The 16,550-nt window shown below is 41.8% G+C and carries 16 protein-coding genes, 2 pseudogenes and 1 riboswitch; of the genes and pseudogenes, 13 read left to right on the top strand and 5 right to left on the bottom strand.

Annotated features, from left to right (window positions below):
- Positions 1-4: 4 nt before the first annotated feature.
- A riboswitch (guanidine-I (ykkC/yxkD leader) is annotated at positions 5-119 on the top strand.
- Positions 120-146: 27 nt separating this feature from the next.
- The 13 genes and pseudogenes from ACP7BU_RS09945 to ACP7BU_RS09885 all read left to right on the top strand — a co-directional run bounded on the left by ACP7BU_RS09945 (position 147) and on the right by ACP7BU_RS09885 (position 12,281).
- Positions 147-884, top strand: coding sequence for an urea amidolyase associated protein UAAP1 (locus tag ACP7BU_RS09945; RefSeq protein WP_425878484.1), 738 nt, complete (start codon positions 147-149; stop codon positions 882-884).
- Between the two features lie 11 nt (positions 885-895).
- Complete coding sequence (locus ACP7BU_RS09940; protein WP_425878482.1) at positions 896-1,558, top strand: urea amidolyase associated protein UAAP2; 663 nt, start codon at positions 896-898, stop codon at positions 1,556-1,558.
- Positions 1,559-1,562: 4 nt separating this feature from the next.
- Entirely contained in the window at positions 1,563-5,183 is a 3,621-nt protein-coding gene (gene uca, locus ACP7BU_RS09935) for an urea carboxylase (protein ID WP_425878480.1), read from the top strand.
- Between the two features lie 185 nt (positions 5,184-5,368).
- Positions 5,369-5,716 (top strand): type II toxin-antitoxin system RelE/ParE family toxin, encoded by a 348-nt coding sequence (locus ACP7BU_RS09930; RefSeq protein WP_416705597.1) that lies wholly within the window; start codon positions 5,369-5,371, stop codon positions 5,714-5,716.
- 1 nt (position 5,717) lies between these two features.
- Entirely contained in the window at positions 5,718-6,020 is a 303-nt protein-coding gene (locus tag ACP7BU_RS09925; protein WP_064096734.1) for a helix-turn-helix domain-containing protein, read from the top strand.
- Between the two features lie 23 nt (positions 6,021-6,043).
- A pseudogene (locus tag ACP7BU_RS09920) lies at positions 6,044-6,113 on the top strand (hypothetical protein); the annotation flags it as partial.
- A 114-nt stretch (positions 6,114-6,227) separates the two neighbouring features.
- Positions 6,228-7,571 (top strand): hypothetical protein, encoded by a 1,344-nt coding sequence (locus ACP7BU_RS09915; RefSeq protein ID WP_416705598.1) that lies wholly within the window; start codon positions 6,228-6,230, stop codon positions 7,569-7,571.
- 2 nt (positions 7,572-7,573) lie between these two features.
- Positions 7,574-8,146, top strand: coding sequence for a hypothetical protein (locus tag ACP7BU_RS09910; RefSeq protein WP_416705599.1), 573 nt, complete (start codon positions 7,574-7,576; stop codon positions 8,144-8,146).
- A gap of 37 nt (positions 8,147-8,183) precedes the next feature.
- A pseudogene (locus ACP7BU_RS09905) lies at positions 8,184-8,363 on the top strand (type II toxin-antitoxin system RelE family toxin); the annotation flags it as partial.
- A 511-nt stretch (positions 8,364-8,874) separates the two neighbouring features.
- Positions 8,875-9,006, top strand: coding sequence for a hypothetical protein (locus ACP7BU_RS09900; RefSeq protein ID WP_004647016.1), 132 nt, complete (start codon positions 8,875-8,877; stop codon positions 9,004-9,006).
- Entirely contained in the window at positions 8,999-9,442 is a 444-nt protein-coding gene (locus ACP7BU_RS09895; protein ID WP_004280384.1) for a CopG family ribbon-helix-helix protein, read from the top strand. Before ACP7BU_RS09900 ends, ACP7BU_RS09895 begins: the two co-directional genes overlap by 8 nt.
- 11 nt (positions 9,443-9,453) lie before the next feature.
- Entirely contained in the window at positions 9,454-11,262 is a 1,809-nt protein-coding gene (gene atzF, locus ACP7BU_RS09890; protein ID WP_425878476.1) for an allophanate hydrolase, read from the top strand.
- Positions 11,259-12,281: an ABC transporter substrate-binding protein gene (locus ACP7BU_RS09885; RefSeq protein WP_425878474.1), complete on the top strand. Its 1,023-nt coding sequence runs from the start codon at positions 11,259-11,261 to the stop codon at positions 12,279-12,281. The genes atzF and ACP7BU_RS09885 overlap by 4 nt, the downstream gene beginning before the upstream one ends.
- 88 nt (positions 12,282-12,369) lie before the next feature.
- On the opposite strand, the gene ACP7BU_RS09880 is transcribed toward ACP7BU_RS09885, so the two are convergent.
- The 5 genes from ACP7BU_RS09880 to ACP7BU_RS09860 all read right to left on the bottom strand — a co-directional run bounded on the left by ACP7BU_RS09880 (position 12,370) and on the right by ACP7BU_RS09860 (position 16,496).
- Positions 12,370-12,699 carry a DMT family transporter gene (locus tag ACP7BU_RS09880; RefSeq protein ID WP_425878472.1) on the bottom strand — a complete coding sequence of 110 codons (330 nt, stop codon included), beginning with the start codon at positions 12,697-12,699 and terminating at the stop codon, positions 12,370-12,372.
- A gap of 8 nt (positions 12,700-12,707) precedes the next feature.
- Complete coding sequence (locus ACP7BU_RS09875) at positions 12,708-13,589, bottom strand: hypothetical protein (RefSeq protein WP_425878470.1); 882 nt, start codon at positions 13,587-13,589, stop codon at positions 12,708-12,710.
- Positions 13,586-14,593, bottom strand: a complete 1,008-nt coding sequence (locus ACP7BU_RS09870; RefSeq protein ID WP_425878468.1) for an isopenicillin N synthase family dioxygenase — start codon at positions 14,591-14,593, stop codon at positions 13,586-13,588. Before ACP7BU_RS09870 ends, ACP7BU_RS09875 begins: the two co-directional genes overlap by 4 nt.
- A gap of 77 nt (positions 14,594-14,670) precedes the next feature.
- Positions 14,671-15,552 (bottom strand): ABC transporter ATP-binding protein, encoded by an 882-nt coding sequence (locus tag ACP7BU_RS09865; protein ID WP_004809406.1) that lies wholly within the window; start codon positions 15,550-15,552, stop codon positions 14,671-14,673.
- The gene (locus ACP7BU_RS09860; protein ID WP_425878465.1) at positions 15,552-16,496 is read right to left on the bottom strand and encodes an ABC transporter permease; all 945 of its coding nucleotides are present in this window, start codon (positions 16,494-16,496) and stop codon (positions 15,552-15,554) included. Before ACP7BU_RS09860 ends, ACP7BU_RS09865 begins: the two co-directional genes overlap by 1 nt.
- Positions 16,497-16,550 lie beyond the last annotated feature (54 nt).

Raw genomic sequence — 16,550 nt, 5'->3', positions numbered from 1 at the left:
GCATCATAAAGTGATCTAGGGTTCCGGCAGTTATTTTTTTAAAGACTGCGTCTGAGACCGAGAGTTCACGGCTTAAGTTTCAAGCTCGAGCTACACGGAGGGATAAAAGCCCGGGAGGTAAACCGTACAAGATTGGGATGGATGCAATGAGCACAATAATTTATCACGAAGATCAAGTCCTGTGGACTGAACGTTTACCGGGTGGACACCACTGTTCAGCACGCATTCAGCGTGGCGCAGTTTTACAACTCAAATCTTTAGGCGCAAATGCCAATGTTTCACTGTTTTGTGTGAATAGCGAAGACAAGCTTGAAGCCTATAACATGCCAGACAGCTTAAAAGGTCAACACAGCGCATTTTTAAGTACAGGGCACATTTTAGCGTCGGATTTAGGGCGCGCGATGGTATCCATTGTGAAAGATGATCATGGTTGGAATGATGCCTTTTGTGCGCCAAGTACAGCACAGCAAATCGAACAACAGTTTGGCACTCAAACTTTCCAAGATGCGCGTAATGACATGTACCGCAATGGTAAAGACAGCCTACTTTTAGAGATGACCAAGTTTTGTTTATCTGCAACTGATCTTAGCAATAGCTTAAACCTCTTCTCAAAAGTACAACCGGATGACAACGGCAACTTATCGTATGTTGCATCTGACAATACTGATCAAGTAATTGAATTGCGTTTTGAAATGGACTGCTTGGTGTTTTTATCGAGTGCGCCACATGCTTTAGACAATTCGACTGAATATGCACCTGCCGATATTCAATTATCTTTATTTAAGGCTTTGCCTTTAGGCGACACCGATGTCTGCCGTGATTCATGCCCGCAAAATCAGCGTGCATTCCAAAATAATAACCGCTACTACGCTTTAACTGCTTAAGGGGAATGATCATGACTGCACTCGTAAACCCAACACAAAATCATGAAAAATCAGTACTGAGCGAAGTATGTCCTGCCGGCGAAGCGTGGATGTGCGAAGTCAAAAAAGGCCAGTACTTCCGTATTGTCGACCTTGAAGGCAACCAGGCGGTTGATACTTTATTTATTTCCGCACATAACCCTGAAGAGCGTTATAGCGCAACCGATACTTTGGCGATGAACCGTCAAATTTATCTCGAAAAAGGCACAACTTTATATACTAACTTTGGCAATAAAATCGCCACCATTAATGATGACAATTGCGGTCGCCATGACACTTTAGGCGGTGCATGTTCATGTGAAAGTAATACGGTCCGTTATGCCCATGACAAATACCCAATGCACAGTTGCCGTAACAATTTCATGATTGCGTTGTCACAACATCCCATTGCCAAAAAGCATGGTTTAAACGTGCGCCACATTGGACCAAACATTAACTTCTTTATGAATGTTCCCGTCACTTCAGAGGGTCACTTAAAATTTGATGATGGTATTTCTGCACCAGGTAAATATGTCGAAGTGAAAGCCGAGATGGATTTGATTGTGTTGATCTCAAACTGCCCACAACTAAATAACCCATGTAATGCCTATAACCCAACAAAAATTCAACTGATTGTCCGTGAAGGCGAGGTATAAGACTATGACTTTAAAATATGGGTTTAATAAAGTTCTCATCGCCAACCGTGGTGCAATTGCTTGTCGTGTCATCCGTACCCTTAAAAAATTAGGCATCCAATCGGTTGCGGTGTATTCGGAAGCAGATCGTGATTCCTTGCATGTGACTTTAGCTGATGAAGCGGTCTTTATTGGTGATGCACCTGCAAGCCAAAGCTATCTGAATGTCGATAAAATCTTAGAAGTGGCCAAACATACCGGTGCGCAAGCGATTCATCCGGGCTATGGATTCCTGTCTGAAAATGCCGAATTCTGTAATCTCTGTGAAGCACAAGGCATTGTGTTCTTGGGCCCAAATGCCGAGCAAATGAAAGCATTTGGTCTGAAACATACTGCACGTGAATTGGCGATTCAAGCCAATGTACCGTTATTGCCAGGTAGCCAATTATTGGCTGATGAAGCTGAAGCCCTGCTTGAGGCTGAGCGTATTGGCTATCCTGTGATGCTGAAAAGTACCGCAGGTGGTGGTGGTATTGGCATGCGTTTGGTGTGGAATGCGGAGGAGCTGAAAGAAGCTTATGCAACCGTGTCTTATTTAGCGCAAGCCAACTTTAAAGATGCAGGCCTTTACTTAGAAAAATTCGTACAAAATGCTCGTCATATCGAAGTGCAAATCTTTGGTGATGGCAACGGTTTAGTTCTAGCACTGGGCGAGCGTGATTGTTCGGTGCAACGTCGTAACCAAAAAGTGATTGAGGAAACACCTGCGCCACACATTACAGATGAACAACGTGCCTATATTCAAAATGTCGCGATTCAATTGATGCAATCGGTGAATTACCGCTCGGCAGGTACAGTTGAATTTGTGATGGATACCGACACCCAAGAATTCTACTTTTTGGAAGTGAATACCCGTCTACAAGTGGAACATGGCGTTACTGAACAAGTCTTTGGTGTCGATCTTGTGGAATGGATGGTGACTTTAGGCAGTCGCGATTGGGTTGCACCTACATCAACACTTGAGTCTCAAGGTCATTCGATTCAAGTGCGTCTTTATGCCGAAGATCCAATCAAAAACTTCCAACCAAGTGCAGGACTTTTGACGCATGTTGAGTTCGATGCCAACGCGCGTAATGAAACTTGGGTAGAAACAGGTTCAAACGTCTCATCTTTTTATGATCCAATGATTGCCAAAATTATTGTGACTGCGGATGATCGTGATTCTGCAATTCAAGCCATGACAGTTACGCTCGCTAAAACCCAAGTGGCGGGCATTGAAACCAACCTTGAATATCTACAAAACATTATCGACTGCAATGTCTTTAAAGCCGGTACGCAAACCACACGTTTTTTAAATACCTTTGAGTGGAAAACTCAAAAAATTGAAGTGCTACAAGCGGGCATTCAAACCGCCGTGCAAGATGTGACAGGACGTTTAGGTTACTGGGATGTTGGTGTTCCGCCATCAGGTGCGATTGATCCGCTGTCTTTGAATGTCGCAAACCAATTGTTGGGCAATGCACCGAATACCGCAGGGCTAGAATGTACACTCCAAGGACCAAGTTTAAAATTCCATTGCGATAGCCAAATTGTCTTGGCAGGTGGCGATATGCCATCGACGTTGGATGGTGTTGCTGTCCCAATGTGGCAAACTGTGAATGTGCGTAAAGGTCAGACGCTGAAATGTGGCAAGATCGCCACAGGTTGCCGTACTTATATCGGGATTAAAGGTGGTCTGAATGTGCCTGAATATTTAGGCTCACAAGCGACTTTTACCTTGGGTCAGTTTGGCGGTCATGCGGGGCGTAATTTACTGATTGGCGATATGCTTCCAATCACGGCATTTACATCTGATGACGTGAAAGCCTTAATAGAAGATCAAATCCCAACATTTTCCAATTCTTGGGAAATTGCGGTGATGTACGGTCCACATGGTGCGCCTGATTTCTTTACCAAAAACGACATTGATACCTTCTTTGCCAACGAGTTTGAAATTCACTTCAACTCTAGCCGTACCGGAATTCGTTTGATTGGTCCAAAACCAGAATGGGCTCGTCAGGACGGTGGCGAAGCGGGTCTGCATCCATCCAATATTCACGACAATGCTTATGCGATTGGTGCCATCGACTTTACTGGGGATATGCCAATTATCTTAGGTCCAGATGGCCCAAGCCTCGGTGGTTTCGTGTGTCCTGCGGTGGTGATCAATTCTGAGCTTTGGAAACTCGGTCAGCTCAAAGCCGGCGATAAAGTCAAATTTGTACCTCTCAGCTATCATCAAGCGAAATTGCTGAACGAAAAATATCATGCACAATTAACTGCCCAAGATACGCAAGCGGTGACTTTTGATGAAGCATTTTATCCTGAAATCAGTACGCTGAAATCTGCCATTTTAGATACCTTAAAAGGTCAAAATGGTACGCCTGATGTGGTGTATCGTCCTGCCGGTAACAACTATATGTTGGTGGAATATGGCGAGTTAGTTTTAGATTTAAACCTACGTTTCCGTATTCATGCGCTGATGCAATGGGTGAAAGATCAAAATATTCAAGGCATTATTGACCTGACACCGGGCATTCGTTCACTGCAAATTCACTTTGATTCGACCCAGCTCGATCAGATTGATTTACTGCGTATGCTTCAAGTCGCTGAAGAGCAACTGCCTGATGTCACCGAGATGCAAGTGCCATCACGTACCGTGTATTTACCACTGGCTTGGGAAGATTCACAAACGCAATTGGCTACTGAACGCTATATGCAAACCGTACGTCCAGATGCGCCGTGGTGTCCGGACAATATCGAATTTATCCGTCGTATTAACGGCTTAAAAGACAAACAAGCTGTGAAAGATGTAGTGTATAACGCAAGTTATCTGGTCATGGGCTTGGGCGATGTGTACTTGGGTGCGCCTGTGGCAACGCCACTTGATCCGCGTCAGCGTTTGGTCACCACAAAATATAATCCTGCACGCACTTGGACGCCTGAGAATGCCGTGGGTATTGGCGGTGCGTATATGTGTGTCTACGGGATGGAGGGTCCAGGGGGTTATCAGTTTGTCGGTCGTACTTCGCAAATGTGGTCACGCTACCGTAAAAACCCTGACTTTGAACAAGGTATGCCGTGGTTACTGCGCTTCTTTGACCAAATTAAGTTTTATGAAGTGTCTGAAGCGGAACTCATGCAAATGCGTGAGGACTTTAAAGCAGGTCGTTTAAAACTACGTATTGAAGAAGGTGTATTGAACCTCAAAGAATACAACGACTTCTTAACTGAAAACCAAGAATCTATTTCGGCATTTAAAGCGGTGCAACAAGCCAACTTTGATGCAGAGCGCCGTCGCTGGCATGAAGCAGGTCTTGCGGAATATGTCTCTGAAAGTCTAGATGCTGTGGATGATGGCGAAGGTGTTGAAGTGCCTGAAGGTGGTTGTGCGGTGGAATCACATATGCCGGGTTCAATTTGGAAAATTGAATGTCAGTCGGGGGATATTGTGGAAGAAGGTGCAACACTTGCGGTGATTGAAGCGATGAAGATTGAGATTCCAATTATTGCGCCTGAGCGTATGCGTGTCGATGCGATTACCATTGAAAAAGGGCAGACGGTGAAAACGGGGCAGGTGTTGTTTACATTAGCGCCAGTGGCTTAAAGAATCCTCCCTAACCCTCCTTTTGCAAAGGAGGGAATTTCCCCTCTTTATTCTTGCGCTATATATAGCTCCGGGTTAGGGGAAATTTAAAGCAAAAAGACCGTCCCTAAGGGCGGTTTTTCATTTGCAATATAGATTACAGTCTATTATGATATAGCTTATAGTCTATATGAAAAGTTTGGGATATGTGGACGGTTATTACCACCGATGTATTTAACCAATGGCTTGAACAGCAAGATGAATCGACACAAGAAAAAGTGTTAGCTGCTTTGGTTGTGTTGCAATCACAAGGCCCAAGTTTAGGTAGGCCCTTAGTGGATACGGTATATGATTCTAAATATACCAATATGAAAGAGCTACGTGTGCAACACCGTGGTAAACCGATTCGGGCATTCTTTGCTTTTGATCCACTTCGACAAGCGATTGTTTTATGTATTGGTGATAAAAGCGGTAAAAAGCGTTTCTATACAGAAATACTCACGATTGCCGATGAGCAATATACTTTGCATTTAAAGAGTTTAGGAGATTCTTGATATGGCTAAAACATTACAAGAACTTTTGGCAAGTCGTTCAACCGAGAGCCAAGCACGTATTCAAAAAATGGCAGAAGAGCTATTGCTTGAGCAACATTTACATATGATTCGTGAAGAGCTTGAGATTTCCCAAAAAGAACTGGCTGAAACTCTAGGCATTAAACAACCATCTTTATCTGCAATTGAAAATCGTGGTAATGATTTAAAAATTTCAACTATGAAAAAATATGTTGAAGCGATGGGTGGAAAGTTACGTATAGATGTAGAACTACCAACAGGTAAGCATATTGGGTTTAATGTATAACCTCTCGTACCTGAGCGTATGTGATTACCATTGAAAAAGGGCAAACGGTCAGAACGGGGCAGGTTGTTGTTTACTTTGGCGCCAGTGGCTTGATGCAAAATGAATAAAAAAGACCGTCCGTGAGGACGGTTTTTTGTTTTTTAGTAGTGACTTATGTATAAACTATGTGAGAAAATGTAAAAATTAAGAAAAATATGTGCCACCATTGTGATTGAACAGCTTTTAAATATTGAAAATCAAATCAATAGATTTATTCATTTATTAGAATCTAATAATTATATAAATAGTGAAAATTCATTGTTATTTGAAAATTATAATAATCTAAATAAAGAATTTATTCTTTTTATAAAGGATATTCATAAAATTATTAATGAAATTGAAATATTTTTTAATAAAAAAAGAAATGAAATAGTTGATTTTGATATAGATAAATCTATAGGTTATTGTCATGATTTAAGTGAAAAGATTAATTATATTGAAAGGGATTATAAAAATTTTAAAGTTTTAGATGAGATTGAGAAAGTTACTTTATCAAATAATATTCTTAGAAAAGTTAAATATCTTAGAAAAAGTTTTAATTCTTACTATCGATCTACACTTGGAATCCAAAGTAATAATAAGAAAGTTTTTATTGAAATCGAAGATATTAAAAAAACAATAGAGAAAAGATATGAAAATGAGTTGTTTGTTTTTAAAAATAAAATAAATGAGCTAACAGAGTTAAATTATAATAAATTAAATGAATTATCTAAAAATTTAGATAACACATTAAAAGAATTTAATATAAAAAATGATCAACATTTATCTTTAAATAAGAAGAAATTAGATGAAATTTTAAATTCCCATCAAAATGAAAATAGTATACTGACTCAAGAAATAGCAGAACAAAAAATTGGTATGAGAAATGCTTTTGTTGAATTTATGAGTGAAGCTGAGCAAATTAGAGAAGATTACATACTGAAATTTAGTAAATACTTTAGCGAAATTCAAGAAGGTTGGGAAAAAATACAGCAGATAAAAACCGAGAATGTATATTTAAATGCGTACAAAAAAAACAATATTCGAGCAAGATCGAATGAAAAAAAGTTTATTCAAACTTTATATTTAAGTTTATTTATATCATTAATTTTAATTGCATCTTTTATTTTTGAAAAAATCGATTTCCAAGTATTTTTAACACTAAAGATCATGGTTTTCATTTTTTTTGGTATTTTAGTTACATATTATCTTAAACTAGCATCGCACTATCGTCGGCTTGCTGATCAAGCAGAACAAACACATTTAGAACTCTTAGCTTTTCCACAATATGTTGCCAGTCTTGACCCACAAAAAACAAATGAAATTAAAGAGCAATTGGCTCTAAAATATTTTGGTAAGGAATTAGACTCTACGGGCTATCAAAAGATGGGGGATGCTGTGCAAGAGCAATTAAAGACTAGTGTTGAATTGGTAAAAGCAGTTTCAGTGATTAATAGTCATAATAAGATATCAGATAACATAGAAGATAAAAAATCAGAAGATAATAAACTAAAGTTTAATAAGGCTGGATAATTATGTTTACGCTTGAATCAATGAAAATATCTTTGTATTTTTTAGTGATCTCCTCTTTTATTTATATTTTAGTTGATAATAATAAATTTTGGATTTTTTTATTTTCTCATAAAATAAGTGGTTTTTATAACTTGGATGAGGAAAATTTTAATTTAAAAATAATAGATAAAGATTTAGCCTTAAAAACTATGGATGTAAATGAGGATTTTGTAAATTACGTTTTTGGAAAAAGTAATATTAAGGAGGCTTTTATTTTGTATTTTATTTGCAGGGATTATTTGGTTTTTATTGATAATAAGATAGTCATAAAATTAGAAGCAGGTAAAAAAATAAAAAAATATGAGAATCTAAATTCTCCTATACTAACTGTATCCGAATCATCAAAGGTTTCATATTTTTTATGCTCTTTGGTTGCTATGATTATACTTTTCTTATCGCATAAATATTTTAAGGGTGATCTAGATGCCTTAATTTTATCATCTTGTTTTAGTATTATTCTTTTATACTTAGGTGTAGCTAAATTAATTGAAAGTAAACTATATGAGCTTGCAAATAAATTTACTGAACTAGATTGAAAATACGATTTATTCTTAGAATCATTATATTCATTAGCTCGAAACGATTTTAGACAATCCCAAAATCCCGAAAAACAAACTGAGTGGCTCAGTTGACTTATATAAAGTCAAACTTAGATCGGCAGGCTATCGCTTGGCCTATCAAGTGATTGATGCCAAAATTGTGTTATTAGTGCTAGACGTAGACCGTAGAGATACCATTTATAAAAAGATGTGAAAATTTTTTCTGGAAGTGCTTGCCATTGCTAAAATATCTTTCAGCCGCACTTTGATGCACACACGAACCTCAATGGTGCAAAATGGCCTATTTTTTAGGCATAATTAAAAAATAAATCATTCTTGTTTTTCCTCTTTTTACGTATGTAATTAATTTCCCACGCATTCTGCTTAAATCTATTCTATTTTTATATTGTGGCATGCTTTATGCTTTTATTTATATACAACTATAAATAGAGGAGAACAAAACACTTGATCACTCATTACAAACATCGGTTAACCATTCATGTATAAAAAGAATAGCAAGGACATGAGCATCAAAATGGAATAACTGATGAAAAACTCCACTTACTTTTGCTTTAGAACAAGCCCCATCTCACTATTATGGGGCTTTTTTTCGCCTTTTTACCCAATTTTATTTATCACCTTCCAATAAGCACAAACTGGCACGCTTTCTGCATTTTCCTAAGTAATACGAAATTCTGGTTTTGTAATATCCACAGGAGATGCACATGAACAATCCGACATCAAATAAAAAAATGCATCCATGGCTTCACTTTCTGGTTGAGCTGCTCAGCGTACGCGCAGGCTTTCACATTAAACAGTCTTCCCAATACCAACCCAAGGATCAACATCGTGCCTAAACAAAAATTGGCACGGATCAGTATTACCGTGCCAGAAACCACGCTACATGCGATGGATCAAAAAATTGTCGAGCAGCACTATGAAAGCCGTTCACAGGCCATTGTCGACATGATTAACCGCCACCTGATTGATGATCTGGTGATCCGAGATGAAGTTATGGTTGGTACGCTTACCTTGCTCTATGACGTTAGCCTGAAACCGCTGCGCAGTCAGCTGGTCGATCTGCAGCAGCAGTATTTGGCGCAAGTGATCAACTCACTTCATATCCAGCTGGATGATGAAAAAATCCTGCAAGTCATGCTGATGCAGGGCGCGAGCAGTGATCTGAAAGAAATTAGCGAACAATTTATTGCACTGAAAGGCGTGATTAAAGGCCATCTCGAACTGATGGATGCCGTCATGCCACCTATTCCACAAAATACCGAACACACTTAAGGAGAACAGCTGTGCACAACTTATGGACTGTACAGGACTGGCAACACGCCTACCAGAATAACAATATCCAGCTTAGTGACCTGATTGAGTATGTTGCCGGGTTGAATAATGACGATCATGCCTGGATTTCAATTGCGACGGCAGCACAATTACAGGCACAAATTGATGCATTAACTGGTGCAGATACTGAAAGCTTGCCACTTTATGGGGTGCCATTTGCGGTCAAGGACAATATTGATGTTGCAGGGTTCTATACCACAGCAGCATGTAAAGAGGCAGCTTATCTGGCGACTTCCGATGCAACAGCAGTAGCCAAATTAAAAGCTGCCGGCGCGATTGTCGTGGGTAAAACCAATCTAGATCAGTTTGCGACGGGTCTGGTCGGTGTGCGTTCCCCATACGGCGCCGTGAAGAACAGCTTTAATCCTGAATATATCAGTGGTGGTTCGAGTTCAGGTTCCAGTGTAGTGGTAGCCAATGGATTAGTGCCATTTTCACTGGGTACAGATACTGCAGGTTCAGGACGTGTACCGGCAGGGCATAATAACATTGTTGGACTCAAACCGACCAAAGGCTGGTTCTCGACTACCGGCCTGATTCCGGCTTGCCGCACCATCGATGTGATTTCGATTTTTGCATTAACGGTGGATAATGCCTGGCAGGTAGCGCAAGTCATGCAGGGCTATGATGCCAGCGATGATTATTCCCGAGTACATCCTCAAAATGTACCGAGCCAATTTTCAAAAGGGAAAATTGCCATTCCAGATACACTGGAATTTTATGGCGATGCTGAAACTGAAAAAGCATTCCAGCTGGCGATCGCACGTGTACAAAGCTTGGGTTATACGGTTGAGCCGATTGATTTTGCTCCATTTCAACAACTGGCAGCGGCCTTGTATAACCGCTCTTGGGTGGCTGAACGTACCAGTGCCGTGGAAAAAATGGTGCAACGCGAGCAGACCCATCCGGTCATTGGCCAGATTATTGCGCAGGCAGACCGGTTCAATGCGGTCGATGTCATGCAGGATGAATATGAACGTGCCCACCTGAGCCGTGTTATTCAAAATACACTGGCAGATTATGATGCCTTGATGGTGCCTACTGCACCCACCATTTATCGCATTGCAGAAGTAGAAGCCGATCCTCTGGTAAAAAACAGCCACATGGGCGCTTATACCAATTTTGTCAATTTTGCCGACCTGTCGGCTTTGGCATTACCAAATAGCATTCGTGCTGATGGTCTTCCAACGGGTGTGACCTTTATTGCGCCAGCCTGGATGGATGAAGCACTGGCCAAATTCGGGCAAAAATGGCAGCAATCGAGCCAGTTAAAGCTAGGCACCTCTGAACTTAGCTATGAAAAAACAACTGAAATCTCATCGGATCACAGCGTCAAACTGGCTGTCGTCGGTGCACATCTAAGTAGAATGCCGCTGAACTTTCAGCTGACCACACGCAGTGGCACCCTGATCAAGCAGACCCGGACTGCTTCGCATTACAAACTCTATGCTTTAAAAAATACGACACCGCCAAAACCTGGCCTGCAATACAACGCGAAAGGTTCTTCAATTGAAGTAGAGGTCTGGGACATTCCGCGTGCACTGTTCGGAGACATTGTTGCAGAAGTTCCGGCACCTTTGGGGATCGGCAATGTCCAGCTGATTGATGGCACTTGGGTCAAAGGCTTTATCTGTGAAGGCTATGCACTTGAGGATGCAACAGATATTAGTCATTTCGGTGGCTGGCGCGAATTTATGAAATCTAAACAACTTTCAAATACCAAATTTAAATGTGAATGCATAGGGGAAGTCGCAAAATGATCAAAAAAGCACTGATGTCCGTTTCCGTACTGTCTGCAATCCTTTTTAGTGGCTGTGACAATACCGCTAAAGTACCTGAACCAAATGCCAAGGCAGAAGGAGGTGTGACTACTCAGCCCATCCGGATTGGTTATAGTGACTGGCCGGGATTTGTGGCCTGGCAGGTGGCGATTGAAAAAGGCTGGCTGGAAGATGCCGGAGTTAATGCCGATTTTAAATGGTTTGACTATTCTGCTTCACTCTCTGCATTCGCAGCGAATCAGCTGGACGCCGTACTGGTCACCAATGGTGATAATCTGGTCACTGGTTCTGGCGGTACCAAGGGTGTGATGATTATGGCAACTGATTATTCAGCTGGAAATGACGTGATTATTGCCAAGAATGGCATTAATTCGATTCAGGATCTGCGCGGTAAAACAATCGCGACTGAAAAAGGCCTCGTTGATCACTTGTTACTGTCCACTGCACTGGATGATGCCAAGGTTAAACTGAATGAAGTTAAACTGGTCAATACCATGACCAATGAATTGCCACAGGTGTTTGCCACTCCCGATATTGATGCGATTGCGGTATGGCAGCCAGTGGCGAATCAGGCTTTATCCGCGGTGGCCGGTTCCAAGATTATTTTCACCTCTAAAGACAAGCCGGGATTAATTTACGATACCTTGACCGTGAATCCAGCCCATCTGGAAGCCAATAAAGAGCAATGGAAAAAGGTGATTCAGGTTTGGGATAAAACCGTCAAATACATCAATGACCCGGCGACTCGTGAAGATGCCGCACAGATCATGGCCAAACGTGTTGGTGTCGATGCGAAAACCTATATGCAGTTCATTGATGGTACGCATTTACTTGATCTGGCCGCCAACAAGAAAGTCTTTACCAAAGGTGATGGTTTCGACTCGATCTATGGTTCCAGCTATCATGTGAACAAGTTCAATGTGGCCAACGGCATTTATACGACTGAAATGAATGTGGATGGCGTGATTGTTCCTACATTAGTACAAGAACTCAAATAGAGTATATCTCCTCATTCGGGAATATAATCTAGACCCATAAAAAATCCCCAGATTGGGGATTTTTTATTGTTAGATGAATATTAAAATATTAAAGCTGCGTACTTTTGGAAAAGACATTGATAAAAATAATGCCAATGATCATAAACGCCAGACCGATCAGCGCGGGAAGATCCAGTTCCTGTTTAAACACCAAGAGACCAACCGTTGAAATCAGGATAATGCCGGCACCGGACCAGATTGCATAGGCAATGCCCATCGGAATGGTTTTCATGGTCAGTGACAGGAAAAACAGGGCAACGGCATAACCGGCAATGGTGGCAAGTGAAGGCCAGAGCACGCTAAAACCATTGGAAGCTTTCAATGCAGAAGTCGCAATGACTTCTGCAATAATGGCAATCGAAAGATATAAAAAAGACATATTTCTCCCTATAACACCCGTTCTGCATGTTGCATCAGGTGATCCTGTTCTGACTTCAGCCAGATTTCAGCTTGTGTAGTCGTGGGGGTTGTATATTGAAATTGGTAATCTGGCTGGTATATATCCAGCTCAAAAATCAGGTCAATGTCGCGACCATCTAAAATGACATGCTGAACCAGACTGCTTCCATTGAGAACTTCAAAATTTTCCAGGTTAAAGAGTTTGCCTGTCTCACTGCTGCGGGTGCTGTAAGTTTTAGCTTGACCATCAGTCCCGATAGAAACCTCAAAACTTTCCACCAAGGCAAACACGGTCGGATCGACAGCTTTCAAGTCCATTTGAGCTACTGCACTTTGCACTTCAGGCAAACGCGTCAGAGCATAGGCAATATGATCAGCACAAATAATCAGGCCACCATCCATTTTCAGTTCCTGACCAGATTGAACATCAAGCGCAGACTGAAGCCGCAGCCCTACAAATAAACCGTGCTGTACCTGCTGGCGCCAGTCTTCGACATACACATTACTTGGAGAAAATTCCAGAATGCAGTTGCCAATCGCATGCAACCTGGCTGGTTCCGGCCATTGCACATGATTCTGGTAATTGGCGTAGTCTTTCACGTCCCAGGACAAGAGTTGGCTAGCGTTATCCCAAAACGTATTGCCAATCCAGCCTTGGCGTTCCTGAACAGCAGTTCCCGTCTGGCTTTTTAGACGAAGATCAATGGTAAAACTGTGCGACTGAAACCAGTACACAATGGTATTTTCATCAGTTAGGCCATTATAAAAACTGATGCTTTTACGCCGAAATGCCCCATATAAAAAGCCCGGAATAATCTCTGGCTGAGGGGTAGTGGGCTTTAAAGTTTTAATTACTTCAAACAGATTCATGATGCTGTCTCCGTCTGTTCTTCAAGTCCAAAAGAGGAAAGTGGTACAGCATTTTTTAAGATCAGTTCACCGCTAGCAACGCGCTGTTTTAAATATTGAAAGGTCTGGGCGGTCTGATTAAACAGATGTTCGCCCCCGATCAGGGCAGAATATTTGGAGTTTTCAGTGTGAATAACCGGTTCAATCACGGTGTCATAATTGCAGGCGCAAAACAGAGGGAATGAATAACGTTCTTCAGAGACTTTTTTCACGCGGTGCTTGGTGGCGAGATATTTACCATTTGACAGAATTTCCATCATGTCACCGATATTCATCACCAGTGTATTTTCAATCAGTGGAATGTCGATCCATTCGCCGGCTTTATTCAAAACCTGTAAGCCGGGTGCGGTGGGTAACAGCAAGGTAAAGCATTCGTAATCGGTATGTGCGCCAATGCCTTCGGCATCTTGCACTTCCGGATTATAGGGATAATGAATCAAGCGTAGCTGACTTGGTGCATCAGTAATTTTGCTTTCAAAAAAGTCCTCACGAACGCCCAACGCCAGTGCAAAGGCAGAAAAAATCTGCCGGCTGATCTCACGCAGATGACTATAGTATTGGCTGACAATAGACTTGAAATCCGGATGGTCTGGCCATAAGGTGGGCCCAAGTAAAGGACAGTCTTTTCTTACCCCCTGATAATCATAATTGACATCATAGGCTTCTTTTAAATCATAACTGTTGCCGGCAAACTGTTCTTCGCCAATCGGCACATAGCCACTATGGTTTTTTGATTTGCCAATATAGTGCTGCATTTTGGTGTCCAGATCCTGAGAAAAATAGGACTGGGCCATTTCAATCAGGGCTTTGGCGTAATCAGAATTAAACTGGCTACCTTGCAGATAAAGAAATCCGACTTCTTTACAGGCATGATCCAGAGCATGAGCAACTTCAATACGATCGGCTAAATCCGGACTTTGTAATTTTGAAATATCAACCAGTGGGAGTACATATTGCGCTTGCATGATAATCACCTCTAATGTTGGTCGTCCAACACAGCGATTAAAACCTTCGGGTCGTCCCAAAGGCATTTTGGATAAGATTATTTATTGCTGCTGACCTTGGTCATACGCGGAATGACCGGCAGTTCTGCCAGTGCCGGATCCAGTTCATCTTCTTCAGCATGCACCAGATAATCGACACGTTGTCTTAACTGTTTAAATTCAGGACTAAGCATGACGTCTGGATGGCGTGGACGAGGTAGATCAACTTCGATAATTTCTTTGATTTCACCCGGATTGGCTTTCAGCGCCACAATACGGTCGGCCAGTAAAATGGCTTCATCCATATCGTGGGTCACAAAAATAATGGTGATATCAATGTTTTGCCATAGGTCCATCAGGTGACGCTGCATTTTTTGCCGCGTATGTGGATCAAGTGCCCCAAAGGGTTCATCCATCAACAGGATTTTCGGTTCATTGACCAAAGCTCGGGCAATCGCGACACGCTGTTTCATCCCGCCAGACAACTCATGCGGATACTGGTTTTCATACTTTTCCAGACCAATGATATTGATCCATTCACGTGCCTGTGCTTCTGCCGCTGCACTACTTTGGCCTTTCATGCGCGGACCAAACATGACATTTTCCTTGACGGTTTTCCATGGAAACAGGGTATAGCCCTGAAACACCATGCCACGCTCCGGACTTGGGCCGGTAATTGGCTGGCCATCCACCAGAATCTCACCACTGCTATAAGGATCCAGACCGGCCACTACACGGCTAAAGGTTGACTTGCCGCAACCGGAAGGCCCAATCACACAGATGAACTCACGCTTATGAATTTTCAAATCTAGAGCATTTAAAACCGTACGTTCAGTTTTGCCATGACTGAATTTTTGTGTCAGTTGCTTCGCTTCCAGAATCACCGGACGGCTATAAATCTTGTCAAAGTATTCGCGGGTATTAAATTCAGTGTTTTGCATCAGTTAGCTCCCGGTTTCCATTTAAATAAGCGTTGTCCCAGTTTCATTAAAATCACATCACACAGCAGACCAATCACCCCAATGATCAGGATCGCGGCAAAGACATTATCAAAGTTCTGATAGCGGGCTTGCTGGGTAATGAACCAGGTAATTCCGGAGGTGCTGCCGATCAATTCTGCTACGATCAGGTATGTCCATGCCCAACCCAGCAGCACACGCAGATTGCGGTAAATTTCAGGCAGGGCCGCTGGAATCACCACATGCAACAGGCTTTTCAGTTTATTGGTGCCCAAGGTAAAACCGGCTTCAATCAGGCTGCGATCCACCAGACGTGTGGTATTGGCAATGATCAGGATTTGCTGGAACAGGGTTCCTATCACAATAATGGCAATTTTGGGTGCATCATTAATTCCGAGAATTGCCACTGCCAGTGCACCAAAGGCGGGAGCAGGTAAATAGCGGAAAAACTCAACAAAGGGTTCGGTCAGCTGGGAAATTTTATTTGAAAATCCGCATAAAATACCGAGTGGAATACCAACCAAGGAAGAAATAAAGAACGCGGTAAAGACCAGTTTGATACTGTGCCACAGGTTTTCATGAAACCAGGGTGCATTGGCTTGGGTAGGCTCCGTGGTAAAAGCTGTGATCAGTGCAATCGCAACTTCATGTGGTGCAGGTAGATAAATTGGGTTGACCAGAATACCTTGCGGCGGAGCCAGACCCTGATCTACTGCAGACTGCGCAGCAGAAAAAAACTGGTTTTTATCAATACGACTCTCGACCTGTAAATAGGCAACACTACCTGAATCCGTAATTTGGACTTGTGGATGCCAGATAAATGGCAAATAACTGACTGCACACCAGATCAGAATTGGTATTAAAAACGACCCCAAGCCAAACAGTAACTTATTTCTTTGACTGAGTTCACGCGCAACGTAACTCATAGTGTTGCCCCTCAATATTACAATTTTTATAAAACGTAATACTGATTAAGCAAA

This window comes from Acinetobacter sp. 40AMC3-4, from assembly GCF_049898185.1.
GTDB lineage: Bacteria > Pseudomonadota > Gammaproteobacteria > Pseudomonadales > Moraxellaceae > Acinetobacter.
The sequence above is the reverse complement of the archived record's forward strand: the minus strand, read 5'-3'. Positions and strand labels throughout refer to the sequence as shown.

Excerpts from the sequence above, each read along its gene's own strand:
- ACP7BU_RS09945 (WP_425878484.1), top strand. The coding sequence starts at position 147 with ATGAGCACAATAATTTATCACGAAGATCAAGTCCTGTGGACTGAACGT.
- ACP7BU_RS09940 (WP_425878482.1), top strand. The coding sequence starts at position 896 with ATGACTGCACTCGTAAACCCAACACAAAATCATGAAAAATCAGTACTG.
- uca (WP_425878480.1), top strand. The coding sequence starts at position 1,563 with ATGACTTTAAAATATGGGTTTAATAAAGTTCTCATCGCCAACCGTGGT.
- ACP7BU_RS09930 (WP_416705597.1), top strand. The coding sequence starts at position 5,369 with ATGTGGACGGTTATTACCACCGATGTATTTAACCAATGGCTTGAACAG.
- ACP7BU_RS09925 (WP_064096734.1), top strand. The coding sequence starts at position 5,718 with ATGGCTAAAACATTACAAGAACTTTTGGCAAGTCGTTCAACCGAGAGC.
- ACP7BU_RS09910 (WP_416705599.1), top strand. The coding sequence starts at position 7,574 with ATGTTTACGCTTGAATCAATGAAAATATCTTTGTATTTTTTAGTGATC.
- ACP7BU_RS09900 (WP_004647016.1), top strand. The coding sequence starts at position 8,875 with ATGAACAATCCGACATCAAATAAAAAAATGCATCCATGGCTTCACTTT.
- ACP7BU_RS09885 (WP_425878474.1), top strand. The coding sequence starts at position 11,259 with ATGATCAAAAAAGCACTGATGTCCGTTTCCGTACTGTCTGCAATCCTT.
- ACP7BU_RS09880 (WP_425878472.1), bottom strand. The coding sequence starts at position 12,699 with ATGTCTTTTTTATATCTTTCGATTGCCATTATTGCAGAAGTCATTGCG.
- ACP7BU_RS09875 (WP_425878470.1), bottom strand. The coding sequence starts at position 13,589 with ATGAATCTGTTTGAAGTAATTAAAACTTTAAAGCCCACTACCCCTCAG.
- ACP7BU_RS09870 (WP_425878468.1), bottom strand. The coding sequence starts at position 14,593 with ATGCAAGCGCAATATGTACTCCCACTGGTTGATATTTCAAAATTACAA.
- ACP7BU_RS09865 (WP_004809406.1), bottom strand. The coding sequence starts at position 15,552 with ATGCAAAACACTGAATTTAATACCCGCGAATACTTTGACAAGATTTAT.
- ACP7BU_RS09860 (WP_425878465.1), bottom strand. The coding sequence starts at position 16,496 with ATGAGTTACGTTGCGCGTGAACTCAGTCAAAGAAATAAGTTACTGTTT.